Origin of the sequence: Methanogenium organophilum (genome assembly GCF_026684035.1) — an archaeon.
Classification (GTDB): domain Archaea; phylum Halobacteriota; class Methanomicrobia; order Methanomicrobiales; family Methanomicrobiaceae; genus Methanogenium; species Methanogenium organophilum.
The window spans coordinates 2,083,362-2,108,217 of the sequence record NZ_CP113361.1 but is presented as its reverse complement, the minus strand read 5'-3'; the positions used below and the strand labels follow the sequence as shown (position 1 = coordinate 2,108,217).

Sequence of the window (24,856 nt, the reverse complement as noted above, 5' to 3'; positions counted from 1 at the left end):
TAGATTTAATAGCTCATTCATTGAAATATATATTATAGCGAAGCGACGTTCATCGACTCGAAAGCCAGGTTCCCGGATCTCCTACGCCTATCTTCTCTTCCCATTCCACGTCGACACTTGTCCCGCAAAATGAGGTGAACATATGACACACCCCAGATATATTACAAAAATTGATGATATAAAAGAAATCCCGGAAGATGATGCCGCCAAACTCAGAAAAGTTGAAAAAAGATTTCCCTTTCGTGCAAGTGAATATTACCTCTCTCTTATTGACTGGAACAATAAAAATGACCCGATTCGGCGCATCATCCTGCCGGATATAGATGAACTGGACAACTGGGGAGACCTGGACCCTTCAACAGAGAGTGACAATACGGTTCTTCCCGGCATCCAGCACAAATACGGCCCGACTGCCCTGATGCTTGTGAGCGATGTATGTGGAGGAATATGCAGATTCTGCTTCAGAAAACGTATCTTCATGGACGCAGAATCTGAGACGATCAATGACCTCTCAGAAGATCTTGCCTATATCAGGAGCCATACCGAGATCTCAAATGTGTTAATCACCGGGGGAGACCCCCTCACACTTGCAACATCCAGGCTGGAACCCATCGTGCAACAGGTACGGGAGATTGACCACGTGAAGATCATCAGAATTGGCAGCAAGATGCCGGCGTACGATCCATGCCGCATTACAGGTGACCCTTCACTTCTGAAAATGATTGAAAAATACAGTACGAAAGAGAAGCGCATCTACATAATGACGCAGTTCAACCATCCTAAAGAACTGACAAACGAGGCATTGGAGGCTGTTAATCTCCTGACGAAAGCCGGTGCGAAACCGACAAATCAGACACCAGTACTGCGTGGGGTAAATGATGACCCCAAGGTTCTCAGCGAACTCTTAGGCAGACTTGCAGCAGCAGGCATTGCGCCCTATTATATCTTTCAGTGCAGACCGACAATCGGCAACTACCATTTCTCGGTTCCCATTGAGGAGACATACCACTTACTTGAGAAGGCGAAAAGAACCTGCTCGGGACTTGCGAAGAGAGTGAAATTTGTCATGTCCCATAAAAGTGGTAAGATTGAAATTCTTGCTACAGACGACAAATATACCTATATGAAATACCATCAGGCGGCAGACCATAATAATATCGGAAAATTCATGATCTTTGCCAAAAATCCGGATGCAAAATGGCTTGAAGATTATGGAGCCCCCCTCTCAGAATCCACACTGAATTACGAATAATACCGGCATTTTTTCCTGTTTCATACCGTTTCTCCATACATTTCAGTCATGAATATTACCCAAAAAAATAGGATATACCCCAGCAGATAGTACAGAAGATCCCTTCATCAGCTCTGTGTTGACACACAATTCACAGGCATATGATGAGATACCCTTGCACTGTCCGGGACGTCAGACCAGATACCGATCTATCGGTTTTTATCTGAAGTATACGCCTACGTCACGCATCTTGTTGAACTTAGCAATGTTAATTACCAGCGGAGTTATTGCTTCTACCGTTGCAGAAACGGCAAGTGGTCCCGCGTTCAGGGCCTCCAGTTCAGATATGGAATTTACCAGTTCCATTATTATCTGTTTCTCCTCGTCATGGTCACCGCAGACACAGACAGAATAATCAAGGACTTCTGAGATCTGGTTCCATTTTTTGGCAGGGATATTGTTGAATGCGGCAATGACCTTTGACTGCGGGAGCATCCTCTGGAGTTCCAGAGCCGCAGATCCTTCTTCGGGAGGGACGTATTTGAAGTAATCCCCTTTTTCCATCGGGTTCATCAGGCTCACAACAATCTTGCCTTCCAGTCCGGTTAATGAATCAATCGTAACCTGCAGCGTTTCCGGAGGGATCGCAAATACCACGATATCAGCATTGTCAACGACCCCCTGGTTCGTGGATGGCATAAGATTAAAGGGAAGACCAAGTTCTTTCAGAAAATCACAGCAGTCGTCACATGATGAAGATGCTTTTTCTTCTTTTCGGGAACCGATAATAACTTCATGATTTTGTGACAGCCGTAGTGCCATCCCTTTTCCGATACCCCCTGTACCGCCGATTATTCCAACTTTCATACACTTTCATATACCATATTCAGATATACCTTTTTTGGGAACAGGACTCTCATCAGAAGTCTGTTCAATTGTGCTGGCTCTACGCCGAACAGTGAGAGTGAAGGTCACATGAATTCTCCATTATGTCTGTGGAAACACCGTTACAGCACACACCCTAAACAGGCAAAAACAGAGGGACATTTCGCCATCCCCCGGGTATGACCCCTGACAGCCTGGCGGGACTCTGCATAAAGGAGAACACCCAACCATGCTGTTCATAAGAACCGAAGCACAGTATCGTCCGAAGATATTGACAGAACATCAGTTCAGGGGGAAACAGAGTTCACAGAATATCCGGTTCCCCATAACAACAATGACACCTGGAAACGAACAAAAACGGTACGGCAGGAAAGCATTCCCGCAGTCATCTATGATATGGATATTACAAACGAAAATATCGTTTGAGACGAAAAACACCCGATATACAATGCAAAAATCTGGTTCTCATGAACCCCGTCACACGATCTGTTAATCCTGAAAATGCATAATCATTTAAGTATCAAAATGATCAGTTAGTTGATATGCCGGGACCTGTCACACTAAAAAATATCACCACTTTTGAAATGGCACAGCACCAACTCCATGAGTGTGTATATAAGTGTGCTAAGATTCTTGAACTGGAAGACGAGGTAATGAGGATGCTTGAAAACCCTATGCAGCAGGTTCAGGTATCTGTTCCGGTAAAGATGGATGATGGAACTACCAGAGTATTTCCCGGGTTCAGGGTAATACACAACAATGTGCTTGGTCCGGCAAAAGGCGGTATCCGGTTCCACCCTGAAGAAACAGTCGATACCGTAAAAGCTCTTGCTGCATGGATGACATGGAAATGTGCACTGCTTGATCTGCCACTCGGAGGCAGTAAAGGCGGTATCATCTGCAATACCAAAGAACTCTCTGAAGGAGAACTTGAACGCCTGAGCCGCTCATATATTGACCGGATCTGGAAATTCATTGGGCCGGATGTTGATGTTCTGGCACCTGATGTATACACCACCCCACAGATCATGACCTGGATGATGGATGAATATTCAAAGGTATCCGGAAAAAACCAGTTTGGCGCCGTGACAGGCAAACCCGTCCTCGTAGGTGGTTCAGTCGGCAGAAATAACGCAACGGCAATGGGCGGCATGTACACCATTCGTGAGGCAGCAAAAGAACTGGAGATTGATCTTTCCCAGACAACCATCGCAATCCAGGGATTTGGACAGGTAGGTTCATCTGCCGCAAGACTGGCAGAGAAACTCTTTGATGCGAAAGTTGTGGCAGTCAGTGACTCCAGAGGCGGTATATACAACCCGGACGGCCTGAATATTAAAGACGTGATACAACATAAGGCGAAAACAAAATCCGTTATATACGCACCAAATACCAAAACAATTACCAATACCGAAGTCCTTGAACTCGACGTGGACATATTAATTCCGGCTGCTCTTGAAAATGTTATTACCCGGGATAATGCAAAAAACATAAAAGCAAAAATTCTTGCAGAACTTGCCAATGGTCCAACCACACCTGAGGCGGATAATATACTCAATCAGAACGGAATTCATGTCATACCTGATATCCTCTGCAATGCAGGCGGAGTAACAGTATCATACTTTGAGATCGTCCAGAACAGGTGCATGTGGTATTGGACCGCTAAGGAAGTTCGTAAACGTCTTGATAAAAAAATGACCCATGCATACCATGAAGTGCTCTCGACATCAAAAGAATGCAACCTGGACATGCGAATGGGAGCATATGCGGTTGCATTATCCCGCATTGTTGATGCCATGAAGCTCCGTGGCTGGGTTTAAACCGGAGATCAAAAACAAAGGTATTCTGTGTTATCTCTATGACACGGAATTCATTCCAATCCAAAATAGAATAAATCCGATAAATGCTATTTACCAGACATTTTTTACATTCGTCGACAAAGAACTGTCCGGTATTTTTCCCCGAAATGCAGTACTCCCGGAAAACTCCTGGATTGTTACCTGAAAAATCAACGTATAGGCAACAAATCTGGTATAAAACACTAAAAGAATGGCAAAACGTGAAAAATCTATGTTCCTCCCAACCACACAAAAAGAGATGAAACAGCGCAAGTGGGACCAGTGCGATGTAGTAATCGTTACCCCGGACGCCTACATCGACCACCCCTCATTTGCCATGGCCGTACTCGGAAGAATGCTTGAATCAAAAGGCTATCGTGTCGGCATACTATCCCAGCCAAAATGGAAAGATCCTCAATCATTCCTTGCACTGGGGATACCAAAGATTGCGTTTGCAGTCTCCGGCGGAGCAATGGATTCAATGGTAATGAATTACACCGCATCGAAAATCCCCCGCAAGGATGATGCGTACTGTGAAAACGGAGAACCATATTTCTCAAAAAAAGGAGACGCAAAAAAATACCGGATTCGTCCCGACAGAACAATCAATGTCTACACAAGCCAAATCAGAAGCGTCTGCCGTGAAGTGCCGATTATCATCGGCGGCATTGAAGCATCAATGAGGAGGATAACGCACTATGACTGGTGGTCAGATTCTGTGAGGAGAAGCATACTCTTCGATTCAAAAGCTGACATTCTGGTCTATGGAATGGGCGAATACCCGATGGTTGACTGTATCAGGGAATTATCTGAGGGAAACAGCCCGGACACAATGGAGGTTCTTGGAACAGCTGTCATCAGAAGAGCCAGTGAAGTCATTCCCGGGGCAGTTGTGTTACCCTCCTTTGCAGACGTCAAAGAGAATAAAGAAGCATTTCAGAAGGCTTTCACCCTTTTCTACCAGAACAGGGATGTCGAACCATTGGTACAGATGCATGACACGCGGTCCCTTGTTCAGTTTCCCCGGCGCCTCCTGACATCGGAGGAACTTGATGCAATATACGCCCTTCCATTCAGGCGGGAGCCTCATCCACGATACAGAGACATCCCTGCATTCCGGATGATAGAACATTCAGTCACCTCACACCGGGGTTGTTATGGCAGGTGTTCATTCTGTTCCATTGCCGCTCACCAGGGGCCGGAGATCGTATCCCGCAGCAAACAATCAATCCTGCAGGAAGTATCCAAAATTGCATCTAAAAAAGGATTTAGCGGGACGATTACTGATATCGGTGGCCCGTCAGCCAATATGTATGCATCATCCTGCCGCATTGGAGGATGCCGCGAGCATGACTGCCTGAAAGATGGGGCAGGATGCAAAAATCTTATTCCGGGAACGAGGGATTATCTCGAATTACTGAGTGATGCAGCAGATATCCGGAGGGTAAACCATGTGTTCATTAGTTCAGGTCTTCGGTTTGACCCGGCAATAATGGATGACGAACTTATTCGCAGATGTATACAGTCCTACACGCCGGGAAGAATCAAGATCGCACCGGAATCAGGGAGCACAAGAGTAACACATCTGATGAACAAACCATCTCCCAACGTATTTACGGAATTTCTGAAGCGGGCCCGAACGATCTCCTCTGAAGAAGGGAACCCACTGAAAATAACACCCTATATAATTGCAGGACATCCCGGAGAAGAAACTGCAGAGACAGAAGAGACCATCGAATTTCTCACAAAAAACAGATTGTCCGGAAACCAGACTCAGATATTCACTCCAACCCCCCTGACTCGCTCAACTGCGATGTATTATTTGGGATATGACCCTCTTACCGGGGAACCCACACCTGTTGAACGCAATATTAAAAATCTGGAGGAGAGAAAATTCAAAATCGTCACCGGGAACATAACAGCTAAGAAACGAAATGAAAAATCAATTCAACGGAATAATCCCACGGTGCGCAACAAAAAATCAACAAACCTCAAAAAATATCCACGAAAAACGCGGAAGCACGAGGGATGAATGCGTACACATCCGTATATAACCGGCCATATATCAGGAGAATGACTGCAGAAAAGGGGACATAACCCTTTCCTTTGTCGTAAAGAAGAACAGGTACGGCTTGTGGCGGGTCATGCAGGGAATGGCCCGGGGTATAATTAATTCAACTCAGGTGTAAGCATCCACAGGAAAATCCAGGAATTATTTTGTTATTTCCCGTTTTTGAACATGAAAAATACGATCTGATTATGCAAGTCATAAACACCGTCTGGAGGGCAAATCCACAATCTGAAGGAAACTTCCTCCCCACATGTATAAAGGTATGTAATTATTTATGATAAAAAACATAGATTACTGACCACTTCACCTACGAAAGAGAATAACTTCAAATGGAATACCACATATCTCTAAACAATTTGTGATCATTATGTGCGGAATAATCAGCGTCATCGACAGAAAGAAAAACCCAATGGATGGTTCGGCAATCAAAGAGGCGCTATCCTTGATGAATGAACGGGGTAATGGCGAAGGATCGGGGTATGCGGTCTACGGGGCATTCCCCGAATTTGCAGAGTACTACGCAGTCCACGTTTTTTACGACAATCTTATCGAGCCAAAGACAGCAGTCGAAGAAGAACTGGAAAAACTGGGGATTGTAAAACATGATGAACAGATACCTACGTTTGAACAGCCCAACCTTAAAAAGCGGCACATCCCGTGGAGATATTTCTTTAAACCAAATGTGATGGCCCTTGGCACAACAGCATCTGAAGAAGATATTCTCGTGTACCTGATGCAAAAGGTCAATACGACAATACCCGGTGCCCTCATATACTCTACCGGAAAAAATATTGCCGTATTCAAGGCAGCCGGATGGCCGGAAGAGGTAGCTGATTTCTACCGCATTCAGGATTATCAAGGATATATCTGGCTTGCCCACAACAGATATCCAACCAATACCGCAGGGTGGTGGGGGGGCGCCCATCCCTTTAATCTCCTTGACTGGACAGTCGTCCATAATGGTGAGATCACATCATACGGGACAAACAAGCGATATCTTGAGGGATTTGGCTATGTCTGCACCATGCATACCGATACAGAAGTGGTCGCATACTTAACGGACCTTCTCCAGAGACAGCACAAACTTCCGGCAGAAATAGCATTCAAAGCGCTTGCACCCCCATTTTGGGACGATATTGACAGAATGCCTGAAAAGGAACGGGGGTTCAATACTGCCCTGAGAATGACATACAGCCCTGCCATGATGAACGGACCGTTTGCAATTGTTGTAGCAAATTCGAAAGGAATTGCAGGAATTACCGACAGGATCAAACTCCGCCCGCTTGTTGCGGCAGTTGCAGGGGACCGCCTGTATCTCTCAAGTGAGGAGGCAGCGATCCGTGTTATGGAACCATCCCCGGACCGGGTATGGATGCCACGCGCCGGAGAACCCGTTATCGGGAGGACAGAATAATGCCAATCGGAAGTCTTCCGCCAAAATATAAAGTGACGATAGATGACAGTCTCTGCATGCTCTGTGAACGGTGCATAGAAAACTGCCCATATGGAACGTTCCGCCGTGAAGGGAACAAGATCATAACCTTTTCACGTGCATGCACCGGCTGCCACCGCTGTGTCGCTATGTGCCCACGCGATGCAATCAACATCGAAGAAAAGCCAATAGATTATCGCTCACACCCGGTATGGTCACGGGAAGCCCGTGAAGCAATCTATAAACAGGCAGAATCTGGAAAGATTATCCTGACCGGAATGGGAAATACTCTTGAGGTGCCCCCGATCTTTGACAGGCTCCTCCTCGATGCATGTCAGGTAACAAATCCATCGATTGACCCGCTCCGCGAACCAATAGAGCTCAGGACATATATCGGGAAAAAACCCCGGCAAATTGAGGTCAAAAAGAACGCTGCGGGAGATATTGACCTCACTACCAAACTGGCGCCCAATCTGAAATGTGAAACACCCATTATGATAGGACACATGAGTTATGGTGCCATATCCCTCAACGCCCAACTATCCCTGGCACGTGGTGCATCTGACGTGGGAACATTTATGGGAACAGGAGAAGGTGGACTGCACAAATCCCTCTACCCCTATCAGAACAATATGATCGTTCAGATAGCATCCGGCCGTTTTGGCGTTGACATCGATTATCTTGAACGTGGCGCAGCGATTGAAATAAAAATCGGGCAGGGGGCAAAACCGGGAATTGGCGGCCACCTTCCTGGCGAAAAAGTCGACGAAAATGTATCAAAAACACGAATGATCCCGGAATCGAGCGACGCAATCAGCCCTGCCCCCCACCACGACATCTATTCAATTGAAGATCTCTCTCAGCTTGTTCGAAGCCTGAAAGAGGCCACCGAATGGAAAAAACCCGTCTTTGTAAAGATTGCAGCAGTCCACAATGTAGCTGCCATCGCTGCAGGCATTGCACGATCATCTGCTGATGCGGTTGTCATTGACGGATTCCGTGGCGGAACAGGCTCAGCACCCCGGGTGTTCCGTGACCATGTCGGAATACCCATTGAAGCAGCTATTGCTGCAGTTGATGAAAAACTCAACAAACAGGGCATCAGAAATGAGATCTCCATTATTGCATCAGGCGGCATCCGTGACAGTGCTGATGTAACGAAAGCCATCGCCCTCGGTGCCGATTCTGTCTACATCGGCACAGCTGCACTGGTGTCCCTTGGATGCAGAGTGTGCGGAAGCTGTTACCGGAACATGTGCCCATGGGGAATTGCAACACAACGCGAGGATCTCACTTCCCGGATTGATCCGGATATTATGTATAAAAATGTGTCAAACCTGATTCATGGATGGACCCTTGAAATCGCCGAACTGATGGGTGCTGCAGGGATTAATTCCATCGAAAGTATGCGGGGGAACCGTGACCGCCTCAGGGGCTATATGCTTGATGAAAACATCCTCTCTATCCTTGATGTGAAAACCGTAGGAGCTGGCGCATGATGAAAAATACGCGGATAATTGATGCTAAAGGCATGCATTACACACCACTGAACAAAGAGATACGCGCAGCAATAAAAGAGGGCATAACAGAGATCATTCTTGAAAATGTCAATGGCCAGCGCTTTATCGGAAACGGACTTCGTGGTGATAATGTAACAATTATTGTCAATGGTGTTCCCGGCGGAGACCTCGGCATGTTTATGTCGGGCCCCACCTGTATTGTCCATGCCAACGCTGAACATGCTCCCGGAAACACCATGGACAGTGGAACAATTTTCATCCATGGAACCGCAGGCGATGCGGTTGCCCATTCTATGCGGGGCGGGGAAGTATATGTGCGTGACAGCATTGGATATCGTGGCGGTATCCACATGAAAGCATACAAAGATAAATATCCGGCACTTGTTGTTGGCGGAGGTACACGGGCATTTCTGGGAGAATATATGGCCGGAGGCATTCTCCTGGTCCTCGGGCGGGGCACAGACCAGTGCCCTGTTGATGAACGGGGAATAGGTACAGGAATCCACGGAGGGGAACTCTTTATACGCGGAGAGGTGCCGGATCACCTCCTCGGAATAGGGGCCGCAAAAAAACCCTTTACGGAAGCTGACCGGGAAAAAATCCGCCCATATATCGAAAAATACTGCAGGGAGTTTAATGTGGATGAACCGGAATTATTCAGTGATGAGTACGTCCATATCGGGCCCTCCAGTGCACGGCCATTTGCAGGAAAATATTGTTGGGAGTGAACAGAATGCCAGGTAAAAATTATCAGAACCTGAAAGAAGAGGTATGGGACAGAGATATCTGTTCGGGGTGCGGCGCATGTGTTGCAGTCTGTCCTGCAGATGCCATCGTATTTGCTCATGATAAAAATAGCAACTCACCTATCCAGACCGGATATTGTAAGGAAGTAACAGATAATGTCCCATGCGGCGCATGTTACGCTGTCTGCCCACGAACCGGAGATCAGTATGAATCCAGAATGAAAAAAACAGGCATTGGCGAATATACGAGAATAATTGCTGCCCACTCCGGATTTGACGTGAAAAAACGCCAGAGCGGAGGGGCGGTAACAGCCATCCTTGCTAACGCCCTGGAAGAGGGACTTGTGGATGCCATCGTTACCGTAACCGCCGATCCGTGGACACAAAAACCACAGTCCGTTGTTATCACAAAGACAGAAACCCTGATAGCAACGGCAGGCAGCAGATATGCCTGGTGGGTCCCCACCCTTGCAGCACTGAAGTCTGCGGTCGTCACACAGAAAATCGAGAGAATTGCAGTAGTCGGCGTCCCCTGTGCAGCATCAGCGGCACGGATGATGAAGGATTCAGACCATGACCTGCTCAGGCCTTTCGGCAGAGCAATCCGCCTGATCATCGGCCTCTTTTGTACGGAAACATTCGATTATGAAATGCTCATAAAAGACAAAATCGTTCATGAATTATCAATTGAGCCATGGGAGATCGAAAAACTTGACGTACGGGGAAAACTGATCATTGACTGCACAGATAATGTGACCAGAGAAATGCCACTGGATGCCCTTGAAGACTGCGTCCGAAAGGGATGCCATGCATGTGGTGATTTGACAGCAGTTGATTCAGATATTTCGGCCGGTTCCATCGGAAGCCCCAACGGCGAAACCACCGTCATTATCAGGACACCCGTAGGAGCGGGATTTGTCAACCATGCAGCAGAAACCGGCAGACTCATTATCGAAAATGACATTACGGATCTCAATATCATAGAGAAACTCTCCCAGAAAAAATCAGAACGAATCCACAAATAACCTCTTTTTATATATACAAATCCTAATTAGGAACTGCATATGATTTCTGGACTATGCGATACCGTACCACAATATTTGAATCTCCCGGTATCAACCAGAGGGAAATACTATGAAACAACTTAAATTTGTCAATCATCGCATCGATGAGTATGCACTTCAGGTAACATACGATCCATCAACCGAGATGGGCAAGGTGATCTTCAATCTCACCCTGATTAAAGAAGAAGATCGGGATTATGCCGTTGAAATTATTCATCAATCGTATACTGCAGGCATCTGCGTAAGTGACAGAATGCTCATTGCCGAACCGGGTGAACAGATTGGGGGGAGAACAATACCAAAAGGTCACTATGGTATTGTAACAATGTGCAGCATCACGCTTGACGCGATACTACTGAGAAATGGAATCCCGATAAATCCAATCGGGGGCGGCCTCTTGGAGATCAGGGATCACAGCCCACGCAGGTTTACGTCCCTGATACGATATGATGCAACAACGATTGATCCGACGCAGGTGATGATCGACCAGGGATCAACTGCCATCCGGGAAGTAATCCATTCAGGGAAGGGCAGTATCCTTGCAAATATACGTGAATCCCATATGGAAGCAGAGCCGCTCCTCTTTGAACTTCTCGACCAGTTTGGGGCAGTTGGTTTTACCGGCATTCTGGATGTCGGAAATCCAAACAGATCCATGTTTGGCGTCCCCATCACAACAAATTATCAGGGTATTGTGATGATTGGCGGAGCAAACCCAATAGGTGCATTTATAGAATCAGGACGGTGGGCAGATACGACAGCAATGAAAGGGCTGATTTCCGCATCGAGGCTGGTCCATATTGATGAAATTGAATAGGTAATCCGGGCGTGAACAAAAAGGGTGGATGAGGGCAATTCATCTCTTATTGTCAGCAATTCTTGAAAATGGAATGAGGCCGGCCCCAATTTCTGTATTTATATTGCATCCGCACTCAACCGCATTCGCCACCAGATTCATTCCACTGTAAAATACTATTGAAAGACGGTATGGGTTTGGGCGCAGGTTGAAAGGACTTGTGCCTATACCAACCGGGCGGATAAAACCGCAATCAGCCATATCATCAATAATCTTCTCCACCCTTTCTTTCGCCTGAACAGTCACTTCCCTGACATTTGCAAGTGCGACCCCACTCCCGGTATCAACCAGACTCCGAACAGACGTCAGGCCTGCATTAATAAAAAGATACAGAGGGTCAATTGTTGTTCCCCGATACCCGATCAGGTCATCAAAACACACGGGAGTGTTATCAGTAATACGGAATCTGCCCCCATACACAATATCAACGCCAATCCCATTATTCTGGAGAACCCCGTCCATTGTTATTGAACAGGCAGAAATAAAGCCGACATTATCGGGAGGGAGACGTGGATCGTTGTCGGTTATCGAGTAGCCCCGAAAAAAGTTATATCCACGGGCAACAACATCATCAAATGCCTTTGTAACATTTTTGATCTCATCATACGGTACAAACGTCAGGTTGTAGGCAATATCCCCCTTCAACGTCTCCGGATTAAATGTTACATTAAAAGAAAGTTGTTCAAGCCGGGATATAACAAACCCCATGCGGTCATCAACAAGGGCATCCTCTGCCTCAGAAGAACCCTCTGCTGTAAGAACCCGCCCTTTATTTCCAACTTTACGGGTAAATCCCTTCTCATCGAGGTACTGCAGATAATACTGTACTGCCCGATCTGACATTGCAAAACCCCGTTCAGCCAAAAGTTCGCTGAGACGCTTCGCTCCGAGAGGCCCCTGCTGTTCTGAAAGAATGCGCAATATTTCAACGGATTTTCTCTCTGAACGTTCAAAGATCACCTTACAACCACCCCATTACGATTGAAGCACCGCAGAAGAGAGAAGAATTCATCCATATGATAATTTGAAGATTCATTCATATCTATGTTTTGAAAATATGATGAAACAGGCATTTTTTGTGACATCGATTCCTGTAACATCCCAACAGACGTGGCAGACATCCGCCCTGCTTCCTTTTTCCCGATTTTACAGGCGTTTACAGAAATCCCCCGTACATTTTTACACACCCATTTGACCTGTTTTGGATAATTGGCAGGCCCCGCGCCAATATATAGTATATATATATTTATAGACAATCTATTATTATATCCGGAGATCAATGTAGTGTTCAGGACGGGAGAATTAATCTATGGAAATCCGGAAAGTTCAGGTAACGGGCGGGTCGTCTTTTATTGTTTCGCTCCCGAAAGAATGGATACGGACCTCAGAAATACATAAAAATGATCCTGTGGGCCTGATTATTCAGCCCGACGGGTCGCTCACCATCACACCAAAAATATCAGGCAAGGCGTCAGAGCGGGTGAAAAAAATTGATCTGACCCGATACGACAGTGCTGACATACTATTTCGCTCTCTTATTGGCGCCTATGTGGCGGGCTATAATGTTATTGAAATAATCTCACCAGGGAGGATCCCATCCTGGGTGCACAAATCGGTACGGAAATTTACCCAACGAACAGTAGGGCAGGAGGTTTCTGATCAGACAGACAAAAAGATCGTGATCCGCGACCTGCTAAATCCAGGAGAAATGCCGTTTTCCAGCACCCTTCGGAGAATGGGCGTAATTGTTGCCGGTATGCAGCGGGATGCAGTGTTTGCGCTGAAAACCCGTGATGAGGAACTCGTCGAGGACGTAATTCTTCGCGATCGTGATGTAAACCGACTCTACTGGCTTGTTGCACGCCAGTTCAATCTTCTGCTACGGAATGTTTCATTATCCCGCGACATGGGCATCCACATTGAGCTGGCCCTCATCTATCTGCAGATTTCGCGTGTCATCGAACGTGTGGGCGACCACGTTGTCAAGATTGCTGAAAGTATCCGAAGCCTCATGTACACCTCCATTGAAAAGAAAATTATTGAAATAATTGAGGTTAAAAGTCGGGAATCCCTTCAGATTTTTGAGGACAGTATGGAATCGCTTTTTGAAAAAGACATTCTGAAAGCAAATGAAATAATCACCGAGGTAAGAGGATTTTCAGAAAAATGCAACGACATCTCAGCGTGGCTTTTTGATCTGGGTGCACCAGGCGTTGTCTCAATTGGGTATTGTGTTGAAAATTTCCGCAGGGTCGGAGAATATGCGGGAGTAATTTCAGAGAATGCCATCAACTACCTGATTACAGAAAATTCCTGACTCCCCCCATTTTTTATTCCCGCGAACCAGTATTGAAAAATTACATTCCTCACAAACACCCACCCCACGGCCCACAATAACAATATATTACTATATAGATTATGATTCCAGATCACCAAATGGGGTGATATCTATAAATACTCCTTTGTAGCTATGATAACCCATGACATCGTCTACTGATGTTGCAAAAATATTAGAGAGAATTGAGGCAGACAAGGTCAAATTTGTGCGCCTGCAGTTTTCTGACATCCAGGGATTGCCAAAGAATGTGGCAATTCCAGCTTGGCAGACGGAAAAAGCTCTCACGGACGGAATCTCATTTGATGGTTCTTCTATTGAAGGATTCGCTCGTATTGAAGAATCCGACATGGTCCTGAAGCCGGATATGTCAACATACTCCCTCCTCCCCTGGAGAGGCAGTGACTCCCCGGTTGCACGATTTATCTGTGACGTATATCTTCCTGACGGAACCCCATTTGAAGGCGACCCCCGGTACATTCTGAAGAAGACACTTGCTGAAGCAAAGGAGATGGGATTCACCTTTAACACAGGCCCCGAACTTGAGTTCTTCCTCTTCAGGCTTGATCAGGATGGCATGCCCACCACAGTTTCACAGGACAAGGGCGGGTACTTCGACCTTGCACCGGCAGATCTGGCAGAGGATGTCCGCGCTGAGATTGTTCTCGCATTAACGGACATGGGTTTTGAGATTGAGGCATCCCACCACGAGGTCGCTGAAAGCCAGCACGAAATTGACTTTAAGTATGGTGACGCCCTGAAGACCGCCGATAACGTCATCACCTTCAAGTATGCAACCAAATCCATTGCGCTCAAGAACGGATTGAATGCTACATTCATGGCAAAGCCGAGATTTGGCATCAACGGAAGCGGAATGCATGTGAATGCATCCCTCTTCAAAGACGGAAAGAATGCATTTTATGATCCTGAAGCACCCCTTCAGCTCTCAGAAATGTCCCAGCAGTTCATTGCCGGTGTGCTTGAACACGTGAAGGCCATCACCCGTATCGCCAATCCAACGGTCAACTCGTACAAGCGGCTGGTGCCCGGATATGAAGCACCCGTCTATGTGAGCTGGAGTGCATCGAACCGTACAGCCCTCATCCGCGTTCCCGCCCCTCGTGGCAGCAGTACACGGATGGAACTCAGGAGTCCTGATCCAACCTGCAATCCATACCTGACCTTTGCCGCAATCCTTGCTGCAGGTCTGGACGGAATTAAAAAGCAGCTCGATCCCCCTGCAGGCGTGAATCAGAACATCTTCGAGATGACCGATGATGAGCGGAGCAAGGCACATATTGACACCCTTCCATCAGACCTGATTACCGCAAACAGGCACCTCATGGAAGACACCCTCATCTGCGATGTACTCGGAAGCCACGTCATTGATGGTCTTAACACCATCGCACAGATTGAATGGGATTCATTCCGGACGTCGGTTCACCCCTGGGAAGTTGAACATTACCTGACAAGGTTCTAAAACAGAAATATAAGGGGAGACTGTCCCTCTCCCCTTATTGTTTGAATTGTCCCGTAATGAAGAAAACGAGAAATCCGAAAGAATATTCGGAGTAATAAGATAAAAAAGGTTTGAAACATGGCAATTAGTAGCGGTGATACCGCCTTTATCATCATATGTACGGCAATGGTCATGCTCATGACCCCTGCTGTTGGCCTGTTCTATGGCGGAATGGTCAGACGAAAAAATATCATCTCAATGGTGGGCCTTGCCTTTGTGGCATTTGCCGTGGTAAGTATCCAGTGGGTTGTATTCGGATACAGTCTGGCATTTGGTCCGGACATTGGCGGGTTCATCGGTGGTCTTGACCATTTCATGCTCGCCGGTGTCGGACTGGATGGCGACGGCATCCCCGACATCCTGTTCATGGTGTTCCAGCTCGTATTTGCGGCCCTGACACTTGCGATCATCACCTCAGGTGTTGCTGAACGGGTAAAACTGAGTTCATTCATTGTATTTGGGCTGTTATGGACAACACTTGTCTATGATCCCCTTGCACACTGGGCATGGGGAGGCGGATGGGCATCGCAGCTTGGTGCACTTGATTTCGCAGGTGGCACCGTCGTCCACATCAGTTCAGGGTTCGGAGCTCTTGCGCTCTGCCTGGTTCTTGGTGTCCGTAAGGGCTTCGGGAAGTATGGGATGGAACCCTACAATGTTCCGATCACCCTTCTGGGTGCAGCACTGCTGTGGTTCGGATGGTTCGGATTCAATGCAGGTAGCGAACTTGCCGCGGATGGTATCGCAGCAAACGCATTTGTTGTGACAAACACTGCCGCTGCCGCCGGTGCACTTGCCTGGATGATCGCGTCATGGATACGGGGGAAACCCGCAACACTGGGTATTGTATCCGGCGCAATAGCAGGGCTGGTTGCAATCACGCCTGCCGCAGGATTTGTTGACGTGAAGGCCTCCATTGTCATTGGTGCACTTGCCGGACTGGTCTGTTATTCTGCACTCCTGTGGAGACAGAAGAAGGGCATTGATGAATCGCTGGATGCATGGGCAGTTCACGGTGTTGGCGGCCTGTTTGGTGCTCTTGCGACCGGTATCTTTGCAACAGCTGTCATCGGCGGTGTTGATGGTCTGATATACGGCAATGTGAATCAGTTCCTCATACAGCTGCTGGATGCAGTGGCTGCCATGGTCTACGCCTTTGTGGTGACATACATTCTTGCAAAGGTTGTTGACAAGGTGATGGGCCTTCGTGTGGATGAGAAGGAAGAATACGTCGGTCTGGACATTTCCCAGCACGGCGAGACAGTAGAGGCATAAGGAGGATTTAAAATGAAGAAGATTGAAGCAATCATACGGCCCGAAAAGCTTGAGGATGTCAAGGCTGCCCTTGATGAAGGCGGCCACTTTGCAATGACAGTCACAAATGTTCACGGCAGGGGTGCACAGCGTGGAATTTCCCTTCAGTTCCGGGGCAGAAAGGTCAATGTCGACCTCATCCCAAAGGTAAAAGTTGAGATGGTTGTCGAAGATGATGAGGTTGCAGAAATCACACAAATCATCCGGAGAGTAGCAGTAACGGGTGAAGCAGGCGATGGAAAGATCTTTATCATCCCCATAGAGATGTCAATACCTGTCAGGGACAAGGCTTAGGAAGATTAGATAAAACACATAATTTTCCAAACCCTCATTTCTCTTAGAATATTTTCACCAATTCATTTTTTATCCCGAACATAATTCCGCACCCTATTCTCCCCACATCCCTTCAGAAATGAAAATACCCATATATCAAAATATTAGAGAAAATTTCAGGAATGCACCGCAATTTTATTGTTGAAAAACATAAATTCATACCAATTATCCAAAAACGTGATGTACATGGAATGCATAAAAGGAGTTCTTCTGGATATCGATGGCGTCCTGTATACTGGCGATTCTCCCATTCCCGGGGCCATAGAATCCATACATTTTTTGAGGGAGAACCATATCCCGTTCAGGTGTCTTTCAAATACCACCAGAAAATCGCGGACGTCAATCGCGCAAAAACTGAGTATAAATGGACTCGACATTCCGGAGCATTTGATCTTCACCCCTGCAATAGCCCTGGTATCGCTCCTGAAAGAAAACAACATTCAAAAGTGTTTTTTCCTGACCGAGGGGGACGTAGAGAAGGATCTTCTTGTTGACGGAATTACCCAGTGTGACTCCGGTGCCGAAGCGGTTATTGTGGGCGATGCAGGGGATAATTTTGATTATTCCTCAATGAATACAGCGTTCAGATTGCTTATTGACGGTGCATCGCTCTATGCTCTGGAAAAAGACCGATACTGGATGGACAATGGAGGACTTTCCCTTTCTGCAGGGCCGTTTGTGTGCGGGCTTGAATATGCAAGTGAAACTCAGGCCCACCTTGTCGGAAAACCATCCCCTGCATTTTTTAAAACAGCACTTGATTCAATGAATATTAATCCGTCACAGGCACTAATGGTGGGGGACGATATCTTTAGCGATATTGAAGGCTCCCAGAAAGCAGGCATGAGAGGAGTTCTTGTTAAAACCGGAAAATTCAGCAACGAAAGATTAAAGAAAAGTGGGATTGTTCCCAACCGGATTATCAATTCGGTTCAGGAACTGCCGGAAATTATCGGTAACAGCATGTGATCGCATATCTCCATCCATCAGATGATGAACACCGACACCCAAAAATGATCCCCCGGATAATCACCATCAGCCGGGAACCCCAATACGAACCCCAGTGAACATGAGGCGATCATCCTGTTGAATCAGAAGGAATTCGCCATGGCACACTGACCGCTTTTTTCAGATACAAAACCAGGCGAATGCATCAGAGAGAGAGATCTCCGGTTTGATTGTAAAGAAAATCGTTGGAAAAAAGAGGAGATTATTCGAGAAGAATATCGAGTGCTTCGTCCCGGTATGATTCCATGACGTAGGGGATGCCCGATACTTCTGCTGCTTCAGGGGTGAGTGCCATCAGATCGTTTCGTGAAACTGAACTGAAGCTGAAGTTGCGACTTCCTGCCATGATCTGCTGCATTCCTGTTCTGAACCGCTGAGCATAGGTGTAGATTCCAACTGCGCCGAGCGGGATCTCGTCGATTCTTCCATCGAACTTCTCTTTGAGCTCCTGGTAGGATACAAAGATCTCTTCAACTGAAGAACCATACTTTGAAACGCTCTTAGGCAGTTCATCATTCTCAAGCCATTTGGCAATGTTCTTTCCAACCATGCCCGGGATCATAAGTGCCCTGCCCATGCAGACCGCCTTGAAATAAGGTGCACCCATACAGAGCGCCTTGAATGCATTTGCTTCGTCAGCAAATCCACCGGCAATTGCAAGATCAGGAACACGGTAGCCCTTCTTCTCAAGCTGTGTTGCAAAGTCGTATGCAAGAGACTGGAGATAGAATGTCGGGATACCCCATTCGTTCATCATTGGCCATGGACTCATCCCGGTTCCGCCCGGAGCACCGTCAATTGTCAGAAGATCGATGTTTGCCTCTGCAGAGTAGCGTATTGCCATCGCAAGTTCCTTCATTGAGTAGGCGCCGGTCTTGAGTGTGACACGCTTGAAACCAATGTCACGAAGACGATCCACTTCTTCGAGGAATCCTTCTTTCGAAACAAACCCGAGGCGTGAATGACGTTCAAATTCTTTAATTGCACCATCTTCGAATGCTTTCTGAACATCGTGGCGTGTTGGGTCCGGAAGAACAATGTATCCACGTTCTTTCAGTTCTGTTGCACGTGAAAGTGAACCCACTTTGATTTCACCGCCGATACACTTTGCACCCTGCCCCCACTTCAGTTCAATGGTTTCGAGATTGTGTTTGCTGGATACATATTCTGCGGTGCCAAGACGCGTATCTTCAACATTGAGCTGAACAAGAAGCTCTCCGTATCCCTCATGGAATTTCTTGTATGTCTCAATTCTTCTATCCATCTCAGGTGAACTTGCCACCTTACCATTGCTGTCGAGCCGAAGATCGGGGTCGACACCACAGACATTTTCACCGCACACAAGAGTGATTCCTGCAATGGCTGCACCAATTGCAAAATGTTCCCAATTTTTACGTGCAATGTCAGTTGAACCAAGTGCTCCGGTGAAGATCGGGACTTTCATCGGGACCTTGATGTCCCACCCATACTCCACTTCAGTGTCAACATCATCGAATACTGCCGTATCAGAGTCTGCCTTTATCCCTTTTGGAAGTCCACGGGCACCCACTGCGTATCCATGAATGTTGAGATGAGAATAGTCGATTGGATAGTCTTTGTCTGCACCTGCTGTTACTTCTCCAAAAGGACCGGGGTACAGTACTTCACGGCCTCTGAAAGATGAAAGCCAGATATCACAATTTCCTTTACATCCGTCAACACATCGTGAACACATGCCTGACATCGGTACAATACTTTTTGAACGGTTGAACGTGTGAATTGCCTCATCCGAATTGGGTGTTTTAAGATTTGCCATAATAATCCTCCAAATTTCTGGTATTGCAGGAATCTCAGTTTCATTCACATATGTCCTGCGATACGTCTGACTTTTGAATTACAGGAAATTTATCATTTTCCTGATAAGCGGCATATCAGGAGATATACCTTTCATCATTCACATTCCTATGAATGTCTACAAGAATCTTCTTTCCTGCATTAATAAATATTTCTATATAGATTATAGAAATGATCAGTTCCCCAAATACCATTATTGTGGGAGAAAATGAATGAAAAATATTCGGGAAGATTTCGGTTTAATCTGATACCCGAACCCTTCGTATTGAAATTTTACAATATTCAAAAAATATCAGTTAAGTCGGGAGGAGGTGTCACCGCCCCCCCTGCTTGCTCTTTCCTACAGCTTTTTCAGTGCACTGACAGATGAAATTTTATTAAAAAATGCACTTAGGAAATCACAGATATTTTCATCCCAGCAGGCAGCACCACACCTCACATCACAATCTTTTTTCATCGACTTCACCACATGCTTTCCCAACCTTGCAGAAAAGAGATCATCTGACGCGAGGAGTGCATAGGCATCCACCCATTTCCGTAATATCTCAACCGCATATCTCCCATCACCATTGATGAACGGGCCGGACAATACATTATAACGGAGATACTTTTCCCTGAATTTACCTGCATTTTCCGCATTCTCAACCGGTGGTCCGGTATGAACATACAGAGGAGGAAGATGGTCCACCAAGAGCTCAAAGAGCAAATAACAGCGGTCATCACCCATTGCAGCATCATACCGGTTGACGACAAACCCATGCCGTTCCAGGAGGGCTGCAATACCTGCAGTACTTCTCCGCAGCTGCGGGACCACAATATCAGGAATCTGGTGTGGCGTTGCAAAACTAATACTATAGAGCCCCGTCCCGCGCTCCGCGAGAATCAGTTCAAATTCGTCTCTGGTAATGGCATTTCTTACCGGGGGGAAAAAATATTCCTTGCCGGGCAATTCGAAATAGCCCCGGCAGAGTTCGATGAACTCCCCCATCTTCGCCAGTGAGACTGATGCAGCTACATTCCTGTTCGGATCGACCGGATCAATCACTACAAGGGGATCATCAAAGTGTTTCCCCTGATGACCGGCAATATCAATCGTCTTTCCGGTCTGCCAGGACTTGCAGGCCTCAATCAGTTCACTGAATCCCCCATAGGTAAGAACAAGCAGTTCGCACAGATACCCCGCAAACCCTTCTGTCATCAGATCAGAGCCATACACCCCTCCTGCCTTTGAAAACTGTTTCATGAGGAGGACATCATCCTCAAGACCACTGATGTGAGACTGGATATACCGGGTGTGAAACGGCGTTCTGTCAACAGCACTCTGAATGCGTGCAGCATCTGTCACCGCATAACAGGGAACAAGATCCACATCAAACCCGGAAATGGTCGTGTTGATATACGGGTGCTCCGCATACTTCTCAACAAACTTCCCGCCGAAACGGGATGCAATGGACCGCCCCAGAACAATCCCCTCTTCTTCAAGTGATTCACGGGGCAATTCCGGGGGAAACAGCATAAACACATCAATGTCGCGGTCACCACTGATCCAGGTATTGCGTGCGACAGAACCAACGACCATCCCCTTTGCAGTGCCACTCTCGTTTACCGCCTTCACAAGCATCTCTGCAACAGTGCAGATGTCATCCCGCTCTTCTTTTTCAGGACGGATAACAGACAACACTTCCTTTTCCGTTGCATTTCTCGGGGTCATGCTGAAATCTCCATGACATCCTCATACACCGGTCCGCGTGGCGTGAGCGTACTTGTTTTCAGAGTGATGGTATCAACAGTCATCCTCCCAAATGAATGTTCAGAAACCGCTTCCACGGCTGCGCGCAGGGAACGATCGTAGCGTTTGATACGCGCAAGAGTTACATGAGGAGTAAAAATCCGGGTTTCAGATGGGATGCCCAGAGGGGTAAGAAGCCTGTCCATCTCTGCAACAGTCACCCCACCCCATCCGTTATCTGATACATCTGCCCAGACAATACGGGGGCGTTTTTTTGGATGAAGCTGAACTCCAGAAACAGCAATATCTGTCGGTTCAAATGAGAATTCAGACATTATATCCCGTATCCCATGCAGTACATCATCGGAAATCTCCCCCAGAAACTTCATGGTGATATGCGCAAGAGACGGATCAACGCAGGTCAGTTTTGCATCACTGTTCCTGAGAATATCCTGCACAGTATAGAATTGGTTCCTAATATCGCAAGAGAGATCAACAGCAAAAAACGCCCGGACCATATACAGATATATTGAACTTTTTATCAGATAGGGTTACCCATGCCTCCGAATACGCGAACAGGAAAGAAGTATTATTTTTAGTTCAGACATAACATTGGTATACGAATCCATGGGGGATTTTTTTCTGTGACAGATGCAGCCAAGATCAATGTATATACACTTGAAAACTGCCCGAACTGCGAACTTTTAAAAGAATATCTGGATGCGGCAGGTATCGAATATGCCATCCGCAATATGATGGACGCAGAGGCACTGACAGAACTCAGAATAAATGGTGTATTTGTACGTGAGGCGCCGGTTTTACAGGTTGGAACAACTTTCCTGATATCAAAGGATCTCTTTGGTGTAGAAGGTGTTCGTGAGGAAGTCGTTAATCCATTGCTTCGGAGAGAGTAATATGCCAAAAAATCCCCGTCATGCAGAGACTCAGCAGACACTTGATGGCTTCTATGTACCCACACTTCCAAAAGTCAGGACATCGAGGGGCCATATTGTTGAATGGGACAGGGAAAAAATCGTAACGCAGATTCTCAAAGAGACACAACTGGTTGAAACATTTTATGGTAGTGTTGGTGCTGACGTTGAGCTTGCACGCGAGATTGCGCTTGAAGTGGAAAACAAAATTAAAAAACTGAAGTTAAAATCTCTTTCCGGCCCTTTGATCCGGGAAATTCTCAATATCACACTTCTTGAACGCGATTTAACCAGTTACAGAAATGTCTGCACACGCGTCGGAACCCCTGTTTATGATGCACATTTAATCGATGTTGGCAGGGGATTTGAGGCACACGATAACGCAAACCTGCAGGAAAATGCGGAGACATCCCACAAAAAGAAGGCGGACAAGATCAGTAAAGAGCAGTACCTGCTTCAGCTCCCTCCGGAACTCGCTGACTATCATCTGGCAGGAGACCTTCATATCCATGACCTTGAATACTTTGGCACACGACCGTTCTGCCAGGACTGGGACCTGCGCTACTTCTTCTATTATGGTCTTATGCCCGACGGCAGTGGTACAAAGGCATCTGTCGCGGGCCCTGCAAAACGTGCCGAAGTCGCCGTCCTCCACGCAGTGAAGGCACTCGGGAGCGCCCAGACAAACTTTGCCGGCGGACAGGGATACTACAATTTCCTGACATTTCTTGCCCCGTACTTTGAAGGGTTTTCGTATCTTGACATCAAACAACTCATGCAGATGTTTGTGTATGAGATGACACAGATGATGGTCGCCCGTGGCGGCCAGGTCGTCTTCTCATCAGTCCAGCTCTCACCGGGAGTTCCCGGTCTCTGGAAAGAAAAACCCTGTGTATATAAAGGGAAGGTCTGGAACGGCGTACAGGCACCGGAACGTATATATGGTGAATTTGAACGGGAAGTACGACTTCTCTTTAAAGCCCTGATGGAAGTGATGCTGGAAGGGGATTACTGGGGAAAACCATTCAATTTCCCGAAACCAGAGATCAGTATTGAACCCGAATTCATGACAGAGGACGAGGAATATAATGCCACAAACCCAGATCTTCCAACATATCATGATCTCTACCTGATGACCTTTGAGCTCGCATCCAAATACGGCACACCCTATTATGACAACCAGATACCGGCATACCGCGGCGCCGGAGAAGGAATATCCTGTTACCAGTGCTGTGCGTATCAGTTCTCATCCCTCGCAGAAGATGATGATGAATTTGACGAGAAGATGCTTTTCAAAGACGGAAAGCACTTCTCAATGGGTTCATGGCAGGTATTATCGGTAAACTGTCCCCGTGCAGCTTTCAAAGCAGAGGGCAGCGATGAACGGCTCTTTGCAGAACTCAAAAAACTGATGGATGTCTCTGTTGAAATATTCCATATAAAACGGCGCTGGATGAATCATATCCGGGCAACCGGGAGAATGCCCTTTGCCATGCAGCGTCCAAAAGACCCCAATGATCCTGATATGGAAGAGCGGGGTCCTGTTGGCGTTGATTTTGAGGGACTGGTCTATACCATTGGTATTGTCGGTATCAATGAAATGGTGCAGCATCATACCGGATACCAGTTACACGAAAGCCGTGAGGCATTCAATTTTGCAATCCGAGCCCTGACAGAGATGGAACTCTATTCACATGAACTCTCACAGAAATCAGGCATGACCATCGCTCTCGCACGAACACCGGCCGAAACAACCGGACAGCGCTTTGCCATCGCAGACCTGATAGACCAAAGATTCAAGGCACATGCCGAAAGAATCGTCAAGGGTGATCTGGAGGCAACCATTCCTGAACTGGGCCAGAAATTTGATCTGCCGGTGTATTATACTAATGGGACACATGTGACACCGGGTGCAGACGTTCCATTGACAAAACGCATGGAGATTGAACATGTATTCTTCCCCATCGTTGATGGGGGCAATATCTTCCATATCTGGCTCGGGGAGGCACGACCCGACCCTCGTGGCCTGATGGATATGGCAATGAATCTCTGCAGAAATACCCAGATTGGCTACTTTGCCTTTACCCGTGACCTCACCGTATCCCTCAGACAGTTCAAGGAGTACCGGTCAGAAAAGAATCCGGAATCCTCCTTTTCTGTTGCGGACAGACGGGTAGAAGTTTAACTATTTTCACCTCCCATATTGCATT

At 46.9% G+C, this 24,856-nt stretch carries 20 protein-coding genes; 15 read left to right on the top strand and 5 right to left on the bottom strand.

Going from position 1 to position 24,856, the window contains the following annotated elements:
• Positions 1-142: 142 nt before the first annotated feature.
• Positions 143-1,252, top strand: coding sequence for a KamA family radical SAM protein (locus tag OU421_RS10390; protein ID WP_268186023.1), 1,110 nt, complete (start codon positions 143-145; stop codon positions 1,250-1,252).
• A gap of 198 nt (positions 1,253-1,450) precedes the next feature.
• On the opposite strand, the gene npdG is transcribed toward OU421_RS10390, so the two are convergent.
• Positions 1,451-2,098, bottom strand: a complete 648-nt coding sequence (npdG, locus tag OU421_RS10385) for an NADPH-dependent F420 reductase (RefSeq protein ID WP_268186022.1) — start codon at positions 2,096-2,098, stop codon at positions 1,451-1,453.
• Between the two features lie 560 nt (positions 2,099-2,658).
• Between npdG and OU421_RS10380 the strand changes: the two genes are divergently transcribed.
• From OU421_RS10380 to OU421_RS10350, 7 genes are all read left to right on the top strand, one after another.
• On the top strand, positions 2,659-3,936 hold the full coding sequence (locus OU421_RS10380) for a Glu/Leu/Phe/Val family dehydrogenase (RefSeq protein WP_268186021.1): 1,278 nt from the start codon (positions 2,659-2,661) through the stop codon (positions 3,934-3,936).
• A 229-nt stretch (positions 3,937-4,165) separates the two neighbouring features.
• On the top strand, positions 4,166-5,986 hold the full coding sequence (locus OU421_RS10375; protein WP_268186020.1) for a YgiQ family radical SAM protein: 1,821 nt from the start codon (positions 4,166-4,168) through the stop codon (positions 5,984-5,986).
• A gap of 406 nt (positions 5,987-6,392) precedes the next feature.
• Positions 6,393-7,439: a class II glutamine amidotransferase gene (locus OU421_RS10370; RefSeq protein ID WP_268186019.1), complete on the top strand. Its 1,047-nt coding sequence runs from the start codon at positions 6,393-6,395 to the stop codon at positions 7,437-7,439.
• Complete coding sequence (locus tag OU421_RS10365) at positions 7,439-8,956, top strand: glutamate synthase-related protein (RefSeq protein WP_268186018.1); 1,518 nt, start codon at positions 7,439-7,441, stop codon at positions 8,954-8,956. The genes OU421_RS10370 and OU421_RS10365 overlap by 1 nt, the downstream gene beginning before the upstream one ends.
• Positions 8,956-9,705: a GltB/FmdC/FwdC-like GXGXG domain-containing protein gene (locus tag OU421_RS10360; RefSeq protein ID WP_268187911.1), complete on the top strand. Its 750-nt coding sequence runs from the start codon at positions 8,956-8,958 to the stop codon at positions 9,703-9,705. The genes OU421_RS10365 and OU421_RS10360 overlap by 1 nt, the downstream gene beginning before the upstream one ends.
• A 5-nt stretch (positions 9,706-9,710) precedes the next feature.
• The gene (locus tag OU421_RS10355) at positions 9,711-10,748 is read left to right on the top strand and encodes a Coenzyme F420 hydrogenase/dehydrogenase, beta subunit C-terminal domain (protein WP_268186017.1); all 1,038 of its coding nucleotides are present in this window, start codon (positions 9,711-9,713) and stop codon (positions 10,746-10,748) included.
• A gap of 109 nt (positions 10,749-10,857) precedes the next feature.
• Positions 10,858-11,604 carry a DUF128 domain-containing protein gene (locus OU421_RS10350; RefSeq protein WP_268186016.1) on the top strand — a complete coding sequence of 249 codons (747 nt, stop codon included), beginning with the start codon at positions 10,858-10,860 and terminating at the stop codon, positions 11,602-11,604.
• A 39-nt stretch (positions 11,605-11,643) separates the two neighbouring features.
• Here the strand turns inward: OU421_RS10350 and OU421_RS10345 are convergent, their stop codons facing one another.
• Entirely contained in the window at positions 11,644-12,603 is a 960-nt protein-coding gene (locus OU421_RS10345) for a DUF128 domain-containing protein (protein WP_268186015.1), read from the bottom strand.
• Between the two features lie 349 nt (positions 12,604-12,952).
• Here OU421_RS10345 and OU421_RS10340 point away from each other — a divergent pair, with 349 nt between their 5' ends.
• The 5 genes from OU421_RS10340 (at position 12,953) to OU421_RS10320 (ending at position 18,113) form a co-directional block, all read left to right on the top strand.
• Positions 12,953-13,960, top strand: a complete 1,008-nt coding sequence (locus tag OU421_RS10340; protein WP_268186014.1) for a phosphate uptake regulator PhoU — start codon at positions 12,953-12,955, stop codon at positions 13,958-13,960.
• 163 nt (positions 13,961-14,123) lie between these two features.
• Positions 14,124-15,458 carry a type I glutamate--ammonia ligase gene (gene glnA, locus OU421_RS10335; protein ID WP_268186013.1) on the top strand — a complete coding sequence of 445 codons (1,335 nt, stop codon included), beginning with the start codon at positions 14,124-14,126 and terminating at the stop codon, positions 15,456-15,458.
• A 117-nt stretch (positions 15,459-15,575) separates the two neighbouring features.
• A complete protein-coding gene (locus OU421_RS10330; RefSeq protein WP_326493498.1) occupies positions 15,576-16,772 on the top strand; it encodes an ammonium transporter in 1,197 nt (398 codons plus the stop codon).
• 12 nt (positions 16,773-16,784) lie between these two features.
• On the top strand, positions 16,785-17,105 hold the full coding sequence (locus OU421_RS10325; protein ID WP_268186012.1) for a P-II family nitrogen regulator: 321 nt from the start codon (positions 16,785-16,787) through the stop codon (positions 17,103-17,105).
• A gap of 225 nt (positions 17,106-17,330) precedes the next feature.
• Positions 17,331-18,113 (top strand): TIGR01458 family HAD-type hydrolase, encoded by a 783-nt coding sequence (locus OU421_RS10320; RefSeq protein ID WP_268186011.1) that lies wholly within the window; start codon positions 17,331-17,333, stop codon positions 18,111-18,113.
• Positions 18,114-18,354: 241 nt separating this feature from the next.
• On the opposite strand, the gene OU421_RS10315 is transcribed toward OU421_RS10320, so the two are convergent.
• From OU421_RS10315 to thpR, 3 genes are all read right to left on the bottom strand, one after another.
• Positions 18,355-19,947 carry an FMN-binding glutamate synthase family protein gene (locus tag OU421_RS10315; protein ID WP_268186010.1) on the bottom strand — a complete coding sequence of 531 codons (1,593 nt, stop codon included), beginning with the start codon at positions 19,945-19,947 and terminating at the stop codon, positions 18,355-18,357.
• A gap of 378 nt (positions 19,948-20,325) precedes the next feature.
• Positions 20,326-21,696: a CCA tRNA nucleotidyltransferase gene (gene cca / locus OU421_RS10310; RefSeq protein ID WP_268186009.1), complete on the bottom strand. Its 1,371-nt coding sequence runs from the start codon at positions 21,694-21,696 to the stop codon at positions 20,326-20,328.
• Positions 21,693-22,232 (bottom strand): RNA 2',3'-cyclic phosphodiesterase, encoded by a 540-nt coding sequence (gene thpR / locus OU421_RS10305; protein WP_268186008.1) that lies wholly within the window; start codon positions 22,230-22,232, stop codon positions 21,693-21,695. The genes cca and thpR overlap by 4 nt, the downstream gene beginning before the upstream one ends.
• A gap of 126 nt (positions 22,233-22,358) precedes the next feature.
• On the opposite strand from thpR, the gene OU421_RS10300 reads away from it, so the two are divergent.
• Positions 22,359-22,628 carry a glutaredoxin family protein gene (locus OU421_RS10300; RefSeq protein WP_268186007.1) on the top strand — a complete coding sequence of 90 codons (270 nt, stop codon included), beginning with the start codon at positions 22,359-22,361 and terminating at the stop codon, positions 22,626-22,628.
• Between the two features lies 1 nt (position 22,629).
• Entirely contained in the window at positions 22,630-24,831 is a 2,202-nt protein-coding gene (gene nrdD / locus OU421_RS10295; RefSeq protein WP_268186006.1) for an anaerobic ribonucleoside-triphosphate reductase, read from the top strand.
• The last annotated feature ends 25 nt before the right edge of the window (positions 24,832-24,856 follow it).

What these genes read in the sequence shown, in the direction of transcription:
- OU421_RS10390 (WP_268186023.1), top strand. Translation starts at nt 143, where the DNA reads ATGACACACCCCAGATATATTACAAAAATTGATGATATAAAAGAAATC.
- npdG (WP_268186022.1), bottom strand. Translation starts at nt 2,098, where the DNA reads ATGAAAGTTGGAATAATCGGCGGTACAGGGGGTATCGGAAAAGGGATG.
- OU421_RS10380 (WP_268186021.1), top strand. Translation starts at nt 2,659, where the DNA reads ATGCCGGGACCTGTCACACTAAAAAATATCACCACTTTTGAAATGGCA.
- OU421_RS10375 (WP_268186020.1), top strand. Translation starts at nt 4,166, where the DNA reads ATGGCAAAACGTGAAAAATCTATGTTCCTCCCAACCACACAAAAAGAG.
- OU421_RS10370 (WP_268186019.1), top strand. Translation starts at nt 6,393, where the DNA reads ATGTGCGGAATAATCAGCGTCATCGACAGAAAGAAAAACCCAATGGAT.
- OU421_RS10365 (WP_268186018.1), top strand. Translation starts at nt 7,439, where the DNA reads ATGCCAATCGGAAGTCTTCCGCCAAAATATAAAGTGACGATAGATGAC.
- OU421_RS10360 (WP_268187911.1), top strand. Translation starts at nt 8,956, where the DNA reads ATGAAAAATACGCGGATAATTGATGCTAAAGGCATGCATTACACACCA.
- OU421_RS10355 (WP_268186017.1), top strand. Translation starts at nt 9,711, where the DNA reads ATGCCAGGTAAAAATTATCAGAACCTGAAAGAAGAGGTATGGGACAGA.
- OU421_RS10350 (WP_268186016.1), top strand. Translation starts at nt 10,858, where the DNA reads ATGAAACAACTTAAATTTGTCAATCATCGCATCGATGAGTATGCACTT.
- OU421_RS10340 (WP_268186014.1), top strand. Translation starts at nt 12,953, where the DNA reads ATGGAAATCCGGAAAGTTCAGGTAACGGGCGGGTCGTCTTTTATTGTT.
- glnA (WP_268186013.1), top strand. Translation starts at nt 14,124, where the DNA reads ATGACATCGTCTACTGATGTTGCAAAAATATTAGAGAGAATTGAGGCA.
- OU421_RS10330 (WP_326493498.1), top strand. Translation starts at nt 15,576, where the DNA reads ATGGCAATTAGTAGCGGTGATACCGCCTTTATCATCATATGTACGGCA.
- OU421_RS10325 (WP_268186012.1), top strand. Translation starts at nt 16,785, where the DNA reads ATGAAGAAGATTGAAGCAATCATACGGCCCGAAAAGCTTGAGGATGTC.
- OU421_RS10320 (WP_268186011.1), top strand. Translation starts at nt 17,331, where the DNA reads ATGGAATGCATAAAAGGAGTTCTTCTGGATATCGATGGCGTCCTGTAT.
- OU421_RS10315 (WP_268186010.1), bottom strand. Translation starts at nt 19,947, where the DNA reads ATGGCAAATCTTAAAACACCCAATTCGGATGAGGCAATTCACACGTTC.
- cca (WP_268186009.1), bottom strand. Translation starts at nt 21,696, where the DNA reads ATGACCCCGAGAAATGCAACGGAAAAGGAAGTGTTGTCTGTTATCCGT.
- thpR (WP_268186008.1), bottom strand. Translation starts at nt 22,232, where the DNA reads ATGGTCCGGGCGTTTTTTGCTGTTGATCTCTCTTGCGATATTAGGAAC.
- nrdD (WP_268186006.1), top strand. Translation starts at nt 22,630, where the DNA reads ATGCCAAAAAATCCCCGTCATGCAGAGACTCAGCAGACACTTGATGGC.